The sequence below is a fragment of the Micromonospora sp. NPDC047644 genome (assembly GCF_040704315.1).
Lineage (GTDB): Bacteria > Actinomycetota > Actinomycetes > Mycobacteriales > Micromonosporaceae > Micromonospora.
The window spans coordinates 245,689-262,762 of sequence record NZ_JBEYSY010000003.1 but is presented as its reverse complement, the minus strand read 5'-3'; the positions used below and the strand labels follow the sequence as shown (position 1 = coordinate 262,762).

Here is a 17,074-nt window from a genome sequence, read left to right as displayed (position 1 = left end):
GTCACCCGCCTCCACCCGGTGACACGTCCGCCCGAACCGGTCCCGTGGGCGGTGCGGTGGGGGTGGGCGGGGCGGGGCGCAGGACACGGCTCCAGAGCCGAGTGGCCCACCAGGTCGCGACGGCGATGGCGTAGATGACGCCGAGCATGCCGGCGGCCCGTCTATTGACGATCGCCGCGAAGATCACCGCCAGCGGGGCGGCGAGGATGAGGCGGAACATCAAGGGTGTCACCACGGCCATGACCACGGCGACGCCGAGGAGGAGACCGCCGACGCGGCCGGCTATGTCGATCCACAGGATCCGGTCCGGCCACCGGTCGGCGGTCAGGGAGTACTGGATCAACCCCATGCCGAGCGTGGCGGCGACGATGGATCCGGTCGGTGCGGCCAGCAACGCCGACCAGCCGCCGTGCGGGGAACGCCACTGCCGGGCGGCGACGACTGCCATCGCCACGGCCATCACCGACACCGGTGCGATTGGCCACAGCGCCCACTTCAGGTACGGGCCGACGGGCATACCGAAGTATTGGCTGGTGACCACTGCGTACAGGCCTGCGATCGCCGCGCCGAGGGATACCGCGGCGAGGATCCCGACGCTGACCCGTCCCCCTTCGGTTCGGGTGCCGGGGGTGGGACTGCGGGCGGCGATCAGCGAGCCGAGGACTGTGCCCGCGGCCAGGCATGCCAGCAGGGCCATCACCGCCGCCATCGTGAATTCGCCCCAGTTCACACTCACCGAGTAGTACACGCCGAGCACCCCGTGCTCCTCGGCGGTTAGGAGGCACTGCCAGATCAGGGCGAGCGACGCGAAGCCGGGTACCGCGATCGCCGCCGCCCGCCGCACGGGCGGCACCGGCACCTCCACCCGCTCGACCGTCGCGGTATCGACGGCGCCGACGTCAGCGGCGCCCCGAGCCGCGACCAGCGCCGGCTCGGGCACGACGACGGGTGCGGCGCCTGTTTGCTCGGCGATCGCCGCCGCTAGGTGCGGTAGCTGGGCGCTGCCGCCCACACAGTAGATACCGGCGAGGTCGCCGACCGTGAGCTCGGCGGCGGCGACTGTCTCCTGCGTCAACTGCGCCACGCGCCACGCCACCGGCCGGACGGCCTCGTCGAGCATCGCGCTGTTCGCGACTACCGGTGGCCGGTCCGGGAGCGGAACCGTGACAGCCGGATGGCTCACCAACGCTTCCTTGGCCACCCGAACGCTGTGCGCCACCGACGCGCGCAACGCGCCCTGACCCTCCCCGGTCGACGCGCCGATGAGGGCGTCGGCGAGCGCGTGATCGACTGCCGTGCCGCCCGCCGCGGCGTCAGCGAGGGTCGCGAGGACCTCGAATCCGGCCGGCCCTCGGCGCAGCACCGTCACCTCCGCGCCAGCGCCGACGTCACAGATGACAAGGAACGCACCGACCGGCACCTGCACACCAGTGGTGAGCAGATACTCGCCGACCGCCACCGGGGCCTCCACCAGACGCGGTTGCGGCAACCCCGCCCGGTGCGCGACCTGCCGCATCCAGGTCCGCCGTCGGGGCCCCCATTCCGCCGGGACTACCACCCGCACATCCCGCACCGGCTGACCGACTACCCGCTCGGCTTCGGCGGCGACCCTGCGCAGCGGCGACGCCGCCACCTCCAGCGCGTCGCCGCCAGCGTCACCTGCCGTCGCGTCCTCCACCGGATGGCGCGGCCCCGGAATGAACGCTGAGGGCTGCCTCGCCGCCTGTCCGTTCGCTGGCATCGACGACGCGCTGTGTAGGGCTGGGTTCCCGTCGAATGACAGCACGTGCGCGCTGCCGTCGGCCCACGCCAGGACGGCTTGGGTGCCGGCGCTGCCGCAGTCGATCGACAACCGTGCTTCCCCCGACCCCATGTCCATAGTCAAACATGAGGATCACATTCACGTCACCCGTCAATCACTCACGGCCAACAGAGGTCAGCCAGCTCCGAACCAGTATCACCGGCCGCCGAGGCGCCGCCGGGCCTCGTCGAGGAAATCCGACCGATCTTCGACCCGGCCTGGTGCTACTGCACCGGCCTCACGGTCTTGGCCGCCTTCGACACCTACCGCAGCACCCTGGGTATCGCCACGGACCCGCTCGGCCACGTGGTGGGCGTGCTGCCTCGCCGCGCGCCGAAGGGAGATTGCAGCTAGCACTGCCGACCGTTAAGCCGGTTTGCCCGAGCTCACGCAGTTCACCTGACGCCCGCCCATCAGGCCACCGTCGAACGCCTCAACGGTCTCGTCGAGGACAGATAGCTTCCACTCGTTAGGACGCTGTGTCGCCCGGCGTTGAATCGGGCCCGAACCATCCGAATAGATTCAACGCATGGACAGCAGCTCAACCTACTTCACAAAAACCTCGATATCCTCAAGGGCGTTCTTTGCGCGTGATCTGAACTCAGGAATTTCTTCCAACACTTTCAGCTCTCGGATCACCGCTTCCGATGTCGCGCGATGAATTCGCGCGACGTGACCGAGGCAGATCACGGCAAGCTGCCGCACCTGCAGATCGAAGGGGCCATTAACAACTTCAAGCAAGACCCCCTCGATCCAGGCACGGTCGGACTCATGGTTTGTCAACGAAAGTAGGGCCTCAGTAGCGCGAGCCACGACACCACTCTCCACGTCAGCGATCATCTTCGCACGCCAGACGACATCGGGGTCATCCAGATTCATCGAAGCTCACCTTCTGCGAGAGTTTCCACATTTTTCAAAACATGCTAGCACCAGCGCGATTCACGACAGTGGTCGACCTTTACGATCAACCAAACCAGCCTTCCGAACAGCACTTTGCATGCCCTGCGACAACTCATCCCACGCTCGGACATGGCCGTGCCATTCGTTATTCATTCCGCCTGGGGCACTACATCCACAGGCATTCTTGCCCGTCCGATCCAATATCACAATCTCGCCGTCGGCATGCCAATTCGCCTTGGTGCCTGCCCAGGGGCTTCCGGGGTCCATTCGATGGAATTTTCGAATGCGCCCTGACCATTCCTCGGCTCGGCACTGTTGGGTCCTCGCACCGAACTCCGGACCGTCGGCCCATGTTTTGGATTCGCCACGTAGGTGTCTTTACCGCAATTATGCACCAGCACTGGAGCATTGCCAGCTAGCACGTAGTACGTGTGGATATTGGCAACGGTGAGGTCGCGCATCGTCTGGTAGCGCGTGAAGTTGTGGACCTGAACGACCGTCGCTGTCTCCCGCTAGAAGTCAGGAGCCGCTCGACAGGCTGTAGTTGCCCTGCGTCAACCCATTGACTTCGGGTCTCGCTCCAAAAGGGGTGGTGCTGCGTGGTGTTGAGAACGGCAAATGCCCCGCCCTCGCCACCCTCGCTCACAACCGTCAAATCGGTGAGGTCATTGTCTTCCCGTGTAAAGCGTGGTTACAAATTGATTCCACAAAACGGTCATCCGGGCAGCAGGCGGGCCGGCAGATCACAATTAGCGACGCCGTCACGGAATTAGCTGGCACCAGGCGAGAATCGCCAGCAAGGGTCAGGATGCCCAATATTCATGCAGCCGAAAGGTGCAGTTTCCGTGGGAGACAAACGGTGTTCACCATTATCAGGCAAACGACATTCATCCGCTGCGGAATTGGCGATAGGTCGAGCATGTCCCGCTATTCCGCTCGCGATTACCTGTTAGGGCGCGTCATGGATGACCTATGAGCTACGACAGTGCCGTCGGCGCCAGGAGCACCGGGCACCCCTTGAGGAAGCCCCGACTCGGCTGGCGGCGCTCGCCTGGCCCGAAGTGAAGCAGCGGGGAAGGACCGCAACAGGGTCCTCCCTAAGCCCGGCCGTCGCGGCTCCCCGCACATCCGTTGCCGACGTCCAGCCCGTGTCTCTTGCCAACGACACCAACACGTATTGGATGGAACCGTGGACCCCTCGAACACACCCGCCCACCCCATTGCCGACGACATAGGCCGCACATGGAGCCGCGCGGTCCTGACGTCCGAACCGGCCGACCATAGCCACGCCGAAGCCGCAGCCCGCGCCGCCTATCGCGCCGCTGGCAGGCCCGAGCCCTCCGAGTTCATCTGGTGCCCGTCCCCGTGGACGGCTCTCGACCTCGTCAGGAGTTTGATCCAGGATGGGCAGGTTCCATTCGTCAATTCCGTGCGTCGCGCGGTGTTGAACAAGGCGCTGTCTGCGGCCCGCAGCCCACTGGTGGATCGGGCCAGCGACACCGAGCGGTTGAGCGCCTTCGGCGAGTTCCACTCCTACTTCGAACGCAAGGGGTTCTACGGCGAGCAACGCTACGACGGCATGGACGAGCGGTACGACCTGATGGAGCGCCCCTACCGGTGCCCGCCTGTCCTGCCGTCCGAGCGATCGGTGCTGCGGCCCGTGCTTCACGCCGTGCATCAGACCTACCGGCACGTCCTGAGCCCTGCGTGGTCGGCGATTGACCGCGCGATCAGCGCCGATTACACGCTCCAACCGGCCTGGTACTGGTCCGAGGAGCACGGGCTAGTCGACCAGAGCGACGAGGCCCGTGCCGTCGTCCGCTACAGCACACCTGACCTCAACGACCGATTCTTCGACCCGGCCTGGTGCTTCTACCCCGACCTCATGGTCCTGGCGGCCATCGACACCTACCGCAGAGTTTTCGATACGGACCCCGGCGCTGCCTGGCAGGGCTGCCGCGACGTCGCGCTCACCAGCGGACCCTGGTGGCCCTTCCCGGAAACCGTGGTCATGAGCGAGCGACCCACCCTGCTCACACTCAACGAGCAGGACCGTCTCCATGCCGGCGACGGGCCAGCTATCCAATGGCGCGACGGTCACCACGTGTGGGCCCATGACGGTGTTCTCATCAATCCACCTCGCTCGGGGTCGGCAACGAGCGGTGCATGATCCCAGAAGTCCGCAGTGATCATCTGGTTATCCACAGGCACCTGAAATGTCCACAGCTAACACGATCAAGCATTGATCGGCTGGACCACCACTGCTGAAGTACCTCCGCAGGGACGACGCCACGTCCCATCCAGCGACGAAGGAGCGCAGCCATGACCCGGGGTGGACGCAGCCGATCACGGCGCACCGACAGGCCGACACCACTCGAGCACCTCGCCGGTGTGACCGGCCTCATCGGCGCGACGGCCGCCCTCATCGGCGCCGTCGCCGGGCTGCTGACAGCCGCCGCCACACTGACGGTGAGTCGCTGATGCCCGCCGTCGAGGCATGGCTGCTCGGCGGCCCTGCCGACGGCCGCTTCACCCACATTGAGGTTGATGACGACGGGTCCCTTCCGCAGGCCATCGTCCTGTCGCAGAGCGGCGCCTACCTCGGTGCCCGCGAGCATCCCAGCCAGCCGGTGCAGCACCGCTACCTCCGCTGCGCTGGCGAGGTCGACCCGCCAACCTTCCGGTACGACGGCCCTGTCCCCCAGGACCAGTGACGTCAGCATGGGCTGCCAACCGACCTAACCCGGAGCGGCCCGCGTCCCGACCAGAGAACGACACCACCCGAGCCCGGCCGCATCGGCACCCAACATCATTCCCTGATCGAACACTTGTACGATTAGCTGGTGGAGGATGTGGCGGCGCGCTGGTGGAACGGGATCTGGGGTCGCCTGGGCCGCCGAGATGTGTGGCTCGTCCGCGAGGTCCGGTGGAAGGTCACCGCCCGAGCCGGCGACAGCGAGACCGGCCGGGTGCTCCGGTGGGAGTTCGACACCGAAGGCGAGGCGTTCGCCATGGTCAAGCGTCTGCTCGCCGCCGACGCGGGCGGCCAGTGGCGCAAGCAGTCCGGCGACAGCCAGCCACCACAGCAGGCATAGCACCCGGCTGACGGTCTGCACCTCGAGGCGCAGACCGTTAGCCGGATCGTGGTCAGGAGCTACAGGTGTTGAGCATGCTTTGCAGGGCGGACTTCTCCGACGACTGCAGGGTCAGGCCCCAGTTGTACTTCACAGTGATCCACATCTTGCTGTAGGTGCACCGGTACGACGACAGGGGCGGCTGCCAGGTGGACGGGTCCTGGTCGCCCTTGGACTGGTTGACGTTGTCCGTCACCGCGATCAGTTGCGGGCGGGTGAGGTCGTTGGCGAAGCTCTGCCGCCGGCTGGTCGTCCACGAGTTGGCGCCGGAGCGCCAGGCCTCGGCGAGAGGGACGACGTGGTCGATGTCGACGTCGGAGGCCGCGGTCCAGGTGGCGCCGTCGTAGGGGCTGTACCAGCGGCCGGAGGTGGCGGCGCAGGCGCTGTCGACGACGACGGAGGTGCCGTCGCGCTTGAGGACCTGCTCGCGGGTGTTGCAGCTACCGCTGATCGTGATCCAGTGCGGGAACAGGTCCCGCGAGTAGCCGCTTGTTGAGCCCTGCGTCGCCACGGTCAAGGCGTTGAGCTGCGACTGGGCCGTCGCCTTCGAGGGGATCCCGGGCGGTGCGGCGGATGCGGGCTGCGCGCTGACGCCGACCAGGACGGCGACGGCGGCGAGAACGACTGTGGCGGCGTGGCGCGTGATGCGTGGGGAACGGGCAGAGACTGGGGTTACCCGCATGGAGGCCTCCTCGGCACTGGCTGGACGGCAACCGTCTCTGACGATCGTTGCCATCGAAGGGCGTGTTTGTGAAGGGGTGAGGAAGCAGCCAGGAAACTTTGAAGCGCTCTGGGGCTGGCGTGCGAGCACGAGCCGGGTCGGCGCAACGCAGCCGCGCCGGCTGTCTGTTCCGGGTACGCGAAGTACGGCGTCTGCTGTCGAACGACTGCGCGCCCATCTCCCGGCAGCGCAGGTCGATCGGGGCCTGCTTGGCCCGCGTTGCCGCGATGTTCTCCCAAAGTTGGCGCAGCTGCGGTGCTCGTCAAGTGACGCGCTACCCAGAAGCCCTGGTTGACGCCGTGGCTGTCGTCGCGTGTTACGGCCCGCGCCACCCAGCCGTGATGCGCGGGGCGGGCGCCGACCCGCTACCGTAAACCCATCGGGGATCATCGCTGGGAGGGTTGGTGCGGCCGAGTCGACGTCCACCCATTGCCCTTCAGCTGTCGCTGCTCATCATCGCCGTTCTGCTGGAGATCGCGGCGAACTTCTTCGCCAATGCCGACACGTCACCACTGAGCGCCGGGATCCGTCAGGTTGCCGGTCCGGCGTTGATCGTGCTGCTGGTGGTGCTGATCGTCGGGAACGGCCTGGTGCTGTGGTGGCAGGCGCCCCGTAGTCCGCGGCCCGTGTGGCGGGCGGATCGCAGCCCTTATCCCGGGCTGTCTGCCTTTACCGAGCAGGACGCGTCGGTGTTCTTCGGTCGGGAGGAGCAGGTCGCTGAGCTGGTGCGACGCCTGCATGAGCTGGGTCTGGACGTGTCCGAACGGTTCGTCTGTGTCACCGGCGCCTCCGGCAGCGGCAAGTCCTCGCTGGTGCATGCTGGCGTGGTTCCCCGGCTGCGAGTGGGACGGTGGCAGGTGTTGCCAGCGGTCACGCCGGCGGGTGAGCCGCTTGGTGTGCTCGCGGACCTGGCGGTCACCCTGGGTGCCGTCGACCGGGCCTCCGCGCTGCGGGAGGTGCGGTCCCGCCCTGACAGCGTCGCCCGTCATCTGACCGCCTGGCGGGCTCGCGAGGGCCACCGGCGCGGGCGCGTCCTGCTGATTCTCGACCAGCTCGAGGAACTGGTAACCCTGTCCAGCCCTGCTGAACAGGCGACGTTCCTGGAACAGATCGCGGTGGCCCTGGACGCCGACCGGAGGCTGTGGGTTGTCGCGACGCTCCGCGTCGAGTTCCTCGCCGATCTCCTTGCCGGGCCGCGCCCGGAGCTGTTCGCTAGCCCGGTCGCGCTCGGGACCATGCGGCCGGCGGACCTCGTCACGGTTGTGGAGCAGCCCGCCCAGCTCGCCGAAATGCCCTTCGAAGACGGACTCGTCGACCAAATCGTCGCCGACACCGCTACACCGGACGCGTTGCCGCTGCTGGCGTACCTGCTTCAGGAACTGCACCGAGCGGCGGGCCCGGGGCAGACGGCGACCCGCCAGGCGTACCAGGCACTCGGCGGCGTCGCGGGGGCGCTGGGTCGTCAGGCCGACAGCGTCATGGCTGAAGTGCGGCGCGAGAGCAGCACCGAGGACGTCCTGGACACCCTGCTCCGTCTGGTAGCGATGGAGGGCACCGAACCGACTCGACGCCGGGTGCCGTTGCGGGACCTGTCCGATGATCAGCGTCGGGTGATTGCCGTCTTCACCGATGCTCGGCTTCTGACCACCGACGTGATCGACGGTCAGCCGTGCGCGCAGGTCGCTCACGAGGCGTTGTTCCGCCGGTGGGCGCCGCTGCGCCAGCAGGTCGAAGCGCGGGCGGAGCAACTGCGTCGGCGTACCGAGCTGGAACGGTGGGCGGCGGACTGGGTGCACGCCGGGCGCAGCGTCGACTACCTGCTCACCGGGGAACGGCTTGCGCTGGCCGGGCAGTGGCTGGAAGCGATGGAGTCGGCCGGCCAGGACAGCCCTACCGCGCGTGCCCTGGTGAGCGCCTCCCGCAGCCGAGACACCGCGTTCCTGCACCGGGTGTCGGAGACGATCGGCCAGTTCGCGCTCGGCAATGTCGACCGATACCCGGAACTCGCGGTACTGCTGACCGCGGCCGCCCTGCAGGAGTGCCCGCCAACGCCCGTCGCCCGCCGGGCCCTGATGGCGGCCTTGGCGTTCAGCCACAGCGAGGCAGTGCTCACCGGGCACACTGACGCCGTCCGCGGAGTCGCCTGGGCACCCGACGGCGCGCATCTGGCAACCGCGTCCAGAGACGGCACGGCGCGGATCTGGCACGCCGACACCGGCACGGTCATCCGGGTGCTGCGCGGGCACACCGGCATGGTGGACGCCGTTGATTGGTCCCCTGACTCCACCCGGCTCGCTACCGCCTCTCGGGACGGCACGGTCCGGGTGTGGGACGCGGCAACGGCGGAAATGGCCGCGGTGCTGCCCTGCGGAGATGTGGCACGCGGTGTCACCTGGTCACCAGACGGCTCCCGCCTCGCCGGGTCGAGCCGAGACCGGACGGTCCAAGTCTGGGACACCGCCACCTGGGAGCTTGGCGCTCATCTGGTTGGTCACGAAGGGGACGTGTGGGGCCTGCGGTTCTCCCCCGACTCCCGCCGGCTGGCCTCCGCCTCCCACGACCGGTCCGTCATCGTCTGGGACCTCTCCACCTCTACAGCGGAGCAAAGACTGACGGGGCACGGCGACTTCGTCGAGGCCGTCGACTGGTCCCCCGACGGCAGCCAACTCGTCACCGGCTCCGGTGACCACACCGTACGAATCTGGGATCTGGCGATCGGCGAGACCCGACACGTCATCGGCGGTCAGGGTTCACCGGTCTGGTCGGTCGCCTGGTCCCCCGACGGCCGTACCGTCGTATTCGCCAGCGGCGACGGCAGCATCCGCGCCTGGGACGTCAACCGGTTGCGCGAGGTAGCCGAGCTACGCGGGCACTCCCAGGTCGCCTGGTCCGTCGCACTGTCCCCGGACGGGCGACGGGTGGTCAGCGGTTCCGGTGACGGCACCGCCCGGGTGTGGACGATCCAGCCGCATGGAGCTGAGCAACGGCTACTCGCTGGCCACGACGGACCGGTGACTGCGCTCGCGCTGGATTGGACGGCGAGGATCGTCACCGGTGGCGCCGATGGCACCGTACGAACCTGGCAGCCGGACGGCACAGCCGCCGTCACTGCGTGGCCAGAACCGGTCGTGGCCCTTGCCTGCTCACCAACAGGCGACGTACTCGCCGTGGCCCTGCGCGACGGCTCGGCTCACCTGATCGGCGCCGACGGCGGCGACCTGCGCTTCGACGCGGAGGTCGAATCGCTGGCCTGGTCACCGGACGGGTCCCGGTTGGCCGCAGGCTGCAAGGACAATTCGGTACGGGTGTGGGACGTCCGCACCGACAGTTCCGCTGGCGTCCTACGCGGGCACGCCGACTGGGTAGGGGCGCTTGCATGGTCTCCGAGCGGCCGCTACCTCGCCTCCGGCTCCGACGACCGAACCGTCCGCGTCTGGGACATCGAACACCCCGGCGACAGCACGGTCCACTCCGGCCACCAGAACTACGTCGACGCAATCAGTTGGGCACCCGACGAGCGTCGGCTCGCCACCTGCTCCGCCGACTGGACCATCCGCGTCTGGGACCCCACTGGCACCAACCAGCCGCAGGTACTGACCGGCCACGACAAGCGCGTTCGCGCAGTGGCCTGGGCTCCCAATGGCCAGCGTCTGGCATCCTGCTCCGACGATCGCACCGTACGAATTTGGGACTGCGCGAACGACGACCAGGGCGAAGTAATCGGCGTCCACCGCGACGGCGTCACCAGCCTCGCGTGGCTGCCGGATGGGCGGCAGGTCGTCACTGGTTCAGCGGACGGCACTGCCCGCGCCTGGACGGACTCCGTCGACCTGGACGACCTGACCGCCGTAGCGCGCTCACGGGTGTTCCGCGCGCTCACCGACGACGAGAGGCAGGCGCACCTACTGCCCGGCGACGCGGGCTCATAGGGTCTGCTCGACCTCGCGGGTTTCCTCGCCCACCAGGTAGTCATCCGGGTCCAAGCCGAGCGTCTTACGACGCTCCGAGGCCCAGTAGGCCGCGTTGGCCTCATCGAATGACTCAGGGCCCTCGTGCGAGATCACCCAGACGTGCTGATTCCGCGCCCGGTCCTTCCACGACCCATGAATCTCGAAACCGAGATCACGGCGCAGCGGGACGACCAAGCGCTGCCACCTGTCCACCCACTCATCCAGCAGCCCAGCGCGGACTGTGTAGATACGGATTTGCACCGACCGTGCGATACCTGTCACCTCACCCGTGGCGCGACCCAGAGGGCGTTACGCCATCGACCCTAGTCGGCGCGGCGGAACCATGCCCGCCACACCATGCAGCGCTGCACGCCGCTGACCACACGGCGAGGCACTTCTTTCCTGACGCCATCCGGCATCCTGTCTGCCATCGACGCGGCAGGCCAGAACGATCAGCGGCGATCAGGCCGCTGTACCGGTCCATGCGGTTACCGCCAAAAGATCATCCGTTACCGGATGTCTCCACCGCCGCTTGCGGAGATCTTCTTAGGTCAATCGGTCGGGACGGGCGGATCCGAACCTACGACCCCTTGTTACCAACAGTAACCGAACTAAGCTTGTCATTGCTTACCGAAAATGGTCGCTGAGCTGCAGAGACACCGTCAGGCGCTCATCGCCCCTTGTCACCTTTCGTCAACGATTAGGCGGGGTTTTCGGGGGGTAAACGGTCCCGCACAGACCCCCGCCAGGTCTGACCGCCCCGCTGAGCCCCAAGCATGCCGCGCCCGCTTCAAAGCATGCGTACTGAATGCCCAACGCTGCGGAACCGCCGGCTCGAACAGCCTCGGTGGTGCCGATCGACGAACGCTGACCTATGCGCAGGTCAAAGGGGCTCAGCCCGGCCACCAGGGAAACCCGGACCTGGATGAGGCGACGCGCCGACTGCCAGTCCTCCAGCGACGGCGCCAGGCACGCAGACCTCCGGCAACGACCCCATCAACCCGGGATCGAAGAACCACCTGACGTCATCCCGCAGCAGAACGCGCACCACGCCATCCTGCCCTCCCCACAGTCCCGACGCCGACCCAATTCCTTGACGAAACCCAGAGGGGCATCACCTCCGGGGTCAACGCGCGACACTATCGCGGTCTCGATGCATCCTCCTCGTTCCAGATCGAGATGACGTGCCCCTCTCCGTACTCCTCGATAACGCGAGACTCCGCCTCGTCGAGGGAGCTGGCAAGAATGCGCAGGCGAACGCCCGGCTTGTCTTCGATCCAGATCATGCCTATATATTCCCGCGGCGGTGGATCCTTGTCGATGTTCACAGCACCTTCCATGCGGTCACTTGAAGGGGGCAAGACAAACACCACTATTGCAGAAGCCGCCGATGATCGTTCCCTGCCCTTCCAGCACCTGCCTGACTGAGCCGGGCGTCATCACTGGCAAATTGTGGACTCTCACTCCCGGAATGTTACCAAATCTCGCTACGTCATCGGCATACATGGAAGCGTCCGAAATCCACGAGCCGTCAGGGAGGCCGTGCGCGCCAGAGATGATATGAACGTCGTCACCTTGCATCAGGGCACTGTTGACGATGCCCGCGAAGTCACTCTGATTGATTTCTCCGGCGGACGTAAATAGCCGCCCACCCGCCGCATTGACGCCCTCCTCAGAGATCACGCCGCCCCATCTACTCACGCCACGTGAACCGCCTGCCGCAGCTCGGAGAGAGCCCAGGCCAGCGACGGACCCGGCGAGCGCTGGGGCGGAAATGGCCAGGCCTATATTGATAACTTCTGCAGTACCCAAAAGGATGCAGAGGGCAGATGAACTACAGTTGTAGTCTCCGCCTTCGAGGTATGGGTAAACATTGCTGCAGACGGACTCGGTGGCGCATTGCATCGACGGTGATCCGTTGACGCATTTTTTGCCAGGCACATCCACTGCCCGGTCGGGAGGGTGTCTGCCACCGCCACAGGTGCGGGGGCTGGGCCCACACAGACGAAGGGATTAGCGCAGGGAGCAAAAGCACCAGAAAACTTGATCTTCGGGCCTGATCCCTTTTTGGATATCGGCTTGGAGCCGGAGCACCGCGGCCAGCATGGTTTGCTATTTGCCTTGTTCGAACTGGCCTTGTTCCTGGCGTTGCCCTTTTCGTCACCCATTCGATAGTCGGGGCAGCTCGACATTTCCAGGCAGTCGGTGTCAATGAGTCCGCTGGGGTCGCTCCGCGTGATGGGTGAGTTACTGGCGTAGGAGTAGGCGTTCCATTGTTGTGGGCTGGACAGATCCATGACTGGGTCGACGGATATGAAGCGGCCCAGCGTCTGATCGTATTGTCGGGCACCGATGTTGACGAGGTTGGTGGGATCGTTGTCGCCACCGACGAAGCCCTTGGCGTTGGCCCAGGTTGGGTTCGATCCGCGCGGGCTGCCGTAGGGAGTTTGCCTGCGGATATCCACGCAGCTGCCCACTGATCAACGTCTGCCGCCAGTCGTCACCCGTTGGCATGAGTTTTCGGGGGGTAAACGGGGGCAGGGCCGGACCGGGCCACCCGCCGCCATAGACATCCTCCGTGCGTAAGAAGTCAAGCTGCGTTGACCAGTGGTTGTTTCTCGATGGCTGGCCAGGCGTGGCTTCCCCGTAGGTGCTGTGGTGGCGTAGGCAGCCGTGCAGGATGCCGACGAGGCGGTTGGCCAAGGCGCGGAGGGCTTGGTGGTGAGTGTGGCCGTTGGGCGGAGGGATGCCGATGAAGGCGATCATTCGCAAGCACGGGGTCAGCGGAATACGGTGCGGCGGCCGTTGGCGGCGGATAGGCCGCCGTCGTATTCGCGGCCGGCGAAGCCGTCGATCGTAGATGCCGTCACCGCTTCGAGAAATCGCACCCAACAAGGTGGCGGATTGAGACCGGGCCGAGGGGCGACCGCCGCACGCATGAGATCAGGTACGCCTGACAGACTGGTGTTTATGTCTCTGGAACCGGCTGACGTGCTTCCTCGGCTGGTCGACCAGCGGCGCTTGCTCTGCAAAAGCTGCCGCCACGACGAGGTTTACCCGGTTGTGGCGGCGTGTGACTGGCGTGATCATGAGGCTGTCGCCCTGCTCAATCGGCAATGTCCGGTGGTGGCGTGCCCGGTCTGCGGCGCGGGGATCTCATTGGACACACCGGTCCTGGTCCTGCGCCCCGGCGATCCGGTCCGATGGCTGCTGAGTGTGCCGGGCGGCGCAGTGCCCGATGCTGTGGTGACTGGCCTCGTGCGCCGTGTACGCGATGCGCAGGTCGATCTTCCGCTGTATTCACCGGTGCGAGTCGGTCACGATCAGATCACGGCGATTGCCGACAGGTACAGCGGTTTCGAGTTGGCCCGCGTCGGCCACGACGGTACGGCGACCGCGGCGACCGGCCAGGACTTCGAGGTGGTCCGGGCGCGGACCACGGTGCCGGACGTGACAGAGGCGGTGCTCGAGCTGTTCAGTGCCGAGGACGAACCGGCCGTCCTGGAGGTGTACCGGCGTCACCCGGCACTGGTCGATCCGGCCTGGGCGCCGGTGTGCCGCGTGGTCGGCCGCCGGTTAGTCGGCCTCCTGGAGATGCCAGAGGCGGTTCGGCTAGCCCAATATCGACTGGTGGAGACCGGTCGGCGGAGATGGCCGCACGATCCGGTCGCTCCGGATGCCTGGGAGCACCTTGACGAGTCCGGCCGCGCGGTGTTGTCCGCCGCTGACAGGGGTGCGGATCTGCCGGATGCGGAACGCCGCACCACCTTCGAGCAGCTCCTGCAGATGATCTCCGACCAGCCCGATCGGCTCGCGTTCCTCACCGAGAAGCTGGCGTTCTTCTTCATGTCTCTCTACGAGTCGCCAGGCCGACGTCCGGGAGATCTCAGCGTCGCGATCCCCGCCGGGCTGACGGCCATGCAACTCTTGCCCGCGACATTCGGGGCAGCGCACCCGCTGACTCTGCTGGTCGCTAACGATCTTGGCGCCGCGTTGCTCGATCTTGAGGAGGGTAATTCGGTCGCAGCCCGGGAACAAGCGATCACGCTGCTGACCGCGGCAGCTGTCAGCGCCGCGGGCACTGCGGATCCGGTCCTGGCCGACCTCGTGCACAACCTAGGCGTCGCCTATGCCCACCGCCAGCACGGCGGGAGGGCTGTCAACCAACAGCATGCTGAGGAGTGTTTTGCCTGGGCGCTACACCTGGCGCGGACGCTCACCCCGCAGCGGCCCGACTCGCTGCTCCGATCCCGGCTCGTGTTGGCATCGCTATTGGCCGAGCGGCGGCCCGGCAATCGTCGTGCGGCCACCGAGAAGGCATTGGCGATCTACCAGGAACTTTTGGAGGATCCGGCACAGCGTGGGCTGCTGAGGCAGGCGGATCTGTTGATCGTCGAGTCGAATCGGCTGTCCGCGTTGTATCAGCTGCGTCAGCTCGATCCGGCGTCGGCGACTATTGCCGAGGTGGCGGCAGTCGCCGAGACGTTGGCGATAGCGGCCGTACAGGCGCCCCGACCAGACCCACAGGTCTTGTCCAACGCGGGCAGTGTGCTGGGCTCGCTGTACCACGACGAGGGTTTCCACAACCTTGTCCTCCTGGACCGGGCGGCCGACCTGACCGGGCTTGCCCACACCGCCGCCCTCGCCGGGTATTCCCGGGGCCATCCTGAGGTGGTACGGATCGGGTTGAACCACGCCGCGATGCTGGGTATGCCAGTCCGCGACGAGACTGCCCGAGGCGGCGTCCGCTATCGCGACGGAGACGGCTCTGGCCGGCTGCTCGCCGGTCTTCTCGACGACTGCCCCGCCGATCTGTTGCCCGCTCACGTCGCCGTCATCGCCGCCAATCTCGGACGCTACCGGTTCAGTACGGGTGACTTCGCGGCGGCCCGTGACGCGTTCCGGCAGTCGATGGACGCCTTGGACGTGCTCTACCGCTCCGTGACCGATCCGGAGGCCCAACTGGCCGAGCTGGGTGTGCCCGGCGAGCCGCTGTCCTGGTCGTCGGTGGCGGGCTGGTCCGTCTCCGCAGCATTGCGGGACGGGGCGTTCGAGGCCGCAGTGACTTCCATCGAGGAATTCCGGGGCAAGCTACTGGCGGACCGGCTCGGTACCTCAGCCCCGAGACTCGGTCCTGGCGTGGAAAGCGACGGCGAGCCCGTGCTCTACGTCGGCGTCAGTGCTGTGGGGTCGTGGCTGATCCTGGTGCCGGCCCATGGCCCCACCACGGTCCACGAGTCCAGCCTTACCGCTCGTGAACTGCGGCCGCTGGTGCGCGACCTGCGGGCGGCGCAGGACACCCGGCAACGATCGACTGCTTTGGCGGCGATCGCTGGCCTGCTGGCGCCGCAGCTCACCGGACCTGCCCGTGAACTGCTGGTGCGGCATGGGTTTACCGAGATCGGTGTCGTCGCCTCCGGGCTCCTCAGCGCATTGCCGCTGCACGCTCTGCCAGTTTCGGACGACGGGGCGTGCTGGCTGGAGCAGGCGAGCGTGCGTTACCTGCCGAGTGCCACGATCGCGCGGCGGCTCCATTCGCTGCCACCCGGTGGACGGACCGGGGTCGCGGCGGTCGCCGACCCGGAGCTGTCCCTGGCACGCCACGAAGCCGATCTTTTGCGCCTAGCGTACGAGCAGGTGGACATTCCGCCGGAACACGGCGATCGGCGGGAGTGGCTGCTCTCGGTCCTGCCCGAGGTGTCGTGGCTGCTGTTGTCGTGTCACGCCCGCTGGTTGGAGGACGATCCGCTACGGTCGCCGATAGAGCTGGACCGGGAACACGTGGTTCTGCTCGCCGACCTGTTGGTCGCCCGGGGAGGTGCTCCGGACTTGGTCATCGCTTCCTGCTGTGACACCGGGGCCACGGTCGAGTCGCTGGCGGACGAGATCCTCGGGTTCGGCACCGGCGTGCTGATGGCCGGGGCCCGCGCCGCGGTGATAAGCAGCTGGCAGCTCGGCGACCGGGTCAGCGCCCTAATACTGTCGGTGTTCGTTCAGGAGACGTCACAGGGCAGGCAGCCGGCTGCGGCGCTACGAACGGCTCAGCTGTGGCTTCGCGATCTGACGGTCGCCGACCTGTTCGCGCTCGGCGACGACCAGCCGGTACGGGGCCGCCGGCTCGGACTGCCATCAGGGCTGCGGCGTGAACTCGCCGCGCTGCGTCTCACCCGCCTCGCTGACGATCCGGCCGTTCGTCTGTACGCCGACTGCGCCGCGTGGGGCGGGTTCTCCGCGTACGGCGCCCGACTGCCCGACGGTGGTGACGTCGTCGATGGCGTTGCGTGACGCGATTCTGACCCTGACCGAGCACTGGCCGGACGTCGAGCGGCGGCTGAGCACTGAGCAGGGCCGGGCGCTCGTACGAGCCATGCGGTCGTTGGCTCAGGAGCCCGACGACGAGGACCTCATGTTCGAGGTGGTCACTCTGCTGGTACCGGTGCTGCCCCGGCAGCATCCAGTCTTCGAGGCGATCCTCATCGAGGACGTCCGATCCACGGCCACGCCACGGGTATGGGCTCGGACGATTGAGCGCCTCAGAGAGATCGCCGCCGAGTCTCGGTGGTAGCGG

The 17,074-nt window shown here is 67.0% G+C and carries 15 protein-coding genes and 1 pseudogene; 7 read left to right on the top strand and 9 right to left on the bottom strand.

All coding sequences use genetic code 11. The annotated features are described in order from the left end of the window. Position 1 precedes the first annotated feature (1 nt). The 4 genes and pseudogenes from AB0877_RS07215 to AB0877_RS07200 form a co-directional block, all read right to left on the bottom strand. Entirely contained in the window at positions 2-1,741 is a 1,740-nt protein-coding gene (locus AB0877_RS07215; protein WP_366607464.1) for an Hsp70 family protein, read from the bottom strand. Positions 1,742-2,347: 606 nt separating this feature from the next. Then, positions 2,348-2,680: a hypothetical protein gene (locus tag AB0877_RS07210; protein WP_366607462.1), complete on the bottom strand. Its 333-nt coding sequence runs from the start codon at positions 2,678-2,680 to the stop codon at positions 2,348-2,350. Positions 2,681-2,904: 224 nt separating this feature from the next. Then, entirely contained in the window at positions 2,905-3,162 is a 258-nt protein-coding gene (locus tag AB0877_RS07205) for a hypothetical protein (protein WP_366607460.1), read from the bottom strand. Next, positions 3,117-3,368: pseudogene (locus AB0877_RS07200) on the bottom strand (hypothetical protein); the annotation flags it as partial. The gene AB0877_RS07205 and the pseudogene AB0877_RS07200, both read right to left, overlap by 46 nt. 522 nt (positions 3,369-3,890) lie before the next feature. Between AB0877_RS07200 and AB0877_RS07195 the strand changes: the two are divergent. The 4 genes from AB0877_RS07195 to AB0877_RS07180 all read left to right on the top strand — a co-directional run bounded on the left by AB0877_RS07195 (position 3,891) and on the right by AB0877_RS07180 (position 5,796). Then, complete coding sequence (locus AB0877_RS07195) at positions 3,891-4,871, top strand: DUF6745 domain-containing protein (protein ID WP_366607458.1); 981 nt, start codon at positions 3,891-3,893, stop codon at positions 4,869-4,871. A 152-nt stretch (positions 4,872-5,023) separates the two neighbouring features. Then, positions 5,024-5,182, top strand: a complete 159-nt coding sequence (locus AB0877_RS07190) for a hypothetical protein (RefSeq protein WP_366607456.1) — start codon at positions 5,024-5,026, stop codon at positions 5,180-5,182. Further along, complete coding sequence (locus AB0877_RS07185) at positions 5,182-5,415, top strand: hypothetical protein (protein ID WP_366607454.1); 234 nt, start codon at positions 5,182-5,184, stop codon at positions 5,413-5,415. The genes AB0877_RS07190 and AB0877_RS07185 overlap by 1 nt, the downstream gene beginning before the upstream one ends. Positions 5,416-5,544: 129 nt before the next feature. After that, positions 5,545-5,796 (top strand): hypothetical protein, encoded by a 252-nt coding sequence (locus tag AB0877_RS07180; RefSeq protein ID WP_366607452.1) that lies wholly within the window; start codon positions 5,545-5,547, stop codon positions 5,794-5,796. A 52-nt stretch (positions 5,797-5,848) separates the two neighbouring features. On the opposite strand, the gene AB0877_RS07175 is transcribed toward AB0877_RS07180, so the two are convergent. Next, complete coding sequence (locus AB0877_RS07175; RefSeq protein WP_366607450.1) at positions 5,849-6,517, bottom strand: HNH endonuclease family protein; 669 nt, start codon at positions 6,515-6,517, stop codon at positions 5,849-5,851. A gap of 443 nt (positions 6,518-6,960) precedes the next feature. Here AB0877_RS07175 and AB0877_RS07170 point away from each other — a divergent pair, with 443 nt between their 5' ends. Beyond that, entirely contained in the window at positions 6,961-10,485 is a 3,525-nt protein-coding gene (locus AB0877_RS07170) for a WD40 repeat domain-containing protein (RefSeq protein WP_366607448.1), read from the top strand. Here the strand turns inward: AB0877_RS07170 and AB0877_RS07165 are convergent. The 4 genes from AB0877_RS07165 to AB0877_RS07150 form a co-directional block, all read right to left on the bottom strand. Continuing rightward, entirely contained in the window at positions 10,480-10,767 is a 288-nt protein-coding gene (locus AB0877_RS07165) for an NIPSNAP family containing protein (RefSeq protein WP_366607446.1), read from the bottom strand. The genes AB0877_RS07170 and AB0877_RS07165 overlap by 6 nt on opposite strands. An 878-nt stretch (positions 10,768-11,645) precedes the next feature. Then, the gene (locus tag AB0877_RS07160) at positions 11,646-11,834 is read right to left on the bottom strand and encodes a hypothetical protein (RefSeq protein WP_366607444.1); all 189 of its coding nucleotides are present in this window, start codon (positions 11,832-11,834) and stop codon (positions 11,646-11,648) included. Positions 11,835-11,850: 16 nt separating this feature from the next. Beyond that, complete coding sequence (locus tag AB0877_RS07155; RefSeq protein WP_366607442.1) at positions 11,851-12,189, bottom strand: hypothetical protein; 339 nt, start codon at positions 12,187-12,189, stop codon at positions 11,851-11,853. A 101-nt stretch (positions 12,190-12,290) separates the two neighbouring features. Beyond that, on the bottom strand, positions 12,291-12,971 hold the full coding sequence (locus AB0877_RS07150; protein ID WP_366607440.1) for an RHS repeat-associated core domain-containing protein: 681 nt from the start codon (positions 12,969-12,971) through the stop codon (positions 12,291-12,293). A 505-nt stretch (positions 12,972-13,476) separates the two neighbouring features. Here AB0877_RS07150 and AB0877_RS07145 point away from each other — a divergent pair. Further along, positions 13,477-16,791 carry a CHAT domain-containing protein gene (locus AB0877_RS07145; protein ID WP_366607438.1) on the top strand — a complete coding sequence of 1,105 codons (3,315 nt, stop codon included), beginning with the start codon at positions 13,477-13,479 and terminating at the stop codon, positions 16,789-16,791. Further along, positions 16,778-17,071: a hypothetical protein gene (locus AB0877_RS07140; protein ID WP_366607436.1), complete on the top strand. Its 294-nt coding sequence runs from the start codon at positions 16,778-16,780 to the stop codon at positions 17,069-17,071. The genes AB0877_RS07145 and AB0877_RS07140 overlap by 14 nt, the downstream gene beginning before the upstream one ends. The last annotated feature ends 3 nt before the right edge of the window (positions 17,072-17,074 follow it).

Coding starts and splice junctions, on each gene's coding strand:
- AB0877_RS07185 (WP_366607454.1), top strand. CDS start 5,182: ATGCCCGCCGTCGAGGCATGGCTGCTCGGCGGCCCTGCCGACGGCCGC.
- AB0877_RS07190 (WP_366607456.1), top strand. CDS start 5,024: ATGACCCGGGGTGGACGCAGCCGATCACGGCGCACCGACAGGCCGACA.
- AB0877_RS07140 (WP_366607436.1), top strand. CDS start 16,778: ATGGCGTTGCGTGACGCGATTCTGACCCTGACCGAGCACTGGCCGGAC.
- AB0877_RS07145 (WP_366607438.1), top strand. CDS start 13,477: ATGTCTCTGGAACCGGCTGACGTGCTTCCTCGGCTGGTCGACCAGCGG.
- AB0877_RS07175 (WP_366607450.1), bottom strand. CDS start 6,517: ATGCGGGTAACCCCAGTCTCTGCCCGTTCCCCACGCATCACGCGCCAC.
- AB0877_RS07215 (WP_366607464.1), bottom strand. CDS start 1,741: ATGCCAGCGAACGGACAGGCGGCGAGGCAGCCCTCAGCGTTCATTCCG.
- AB0877_RS07210 (WP_366607462.1), bottom strand. CDS start 2,680: ATGAATCTGGATGACCCCGATGTCGTCTGGCGTGCGAAGATGATCGCT.
- AB0877_RS07205 (WP_366607460.1), bottom strand. CDS start 3,162: ATGCGCGACCTCACCGTTGCCAATATCCACACGTACTACGTGCTAGCT.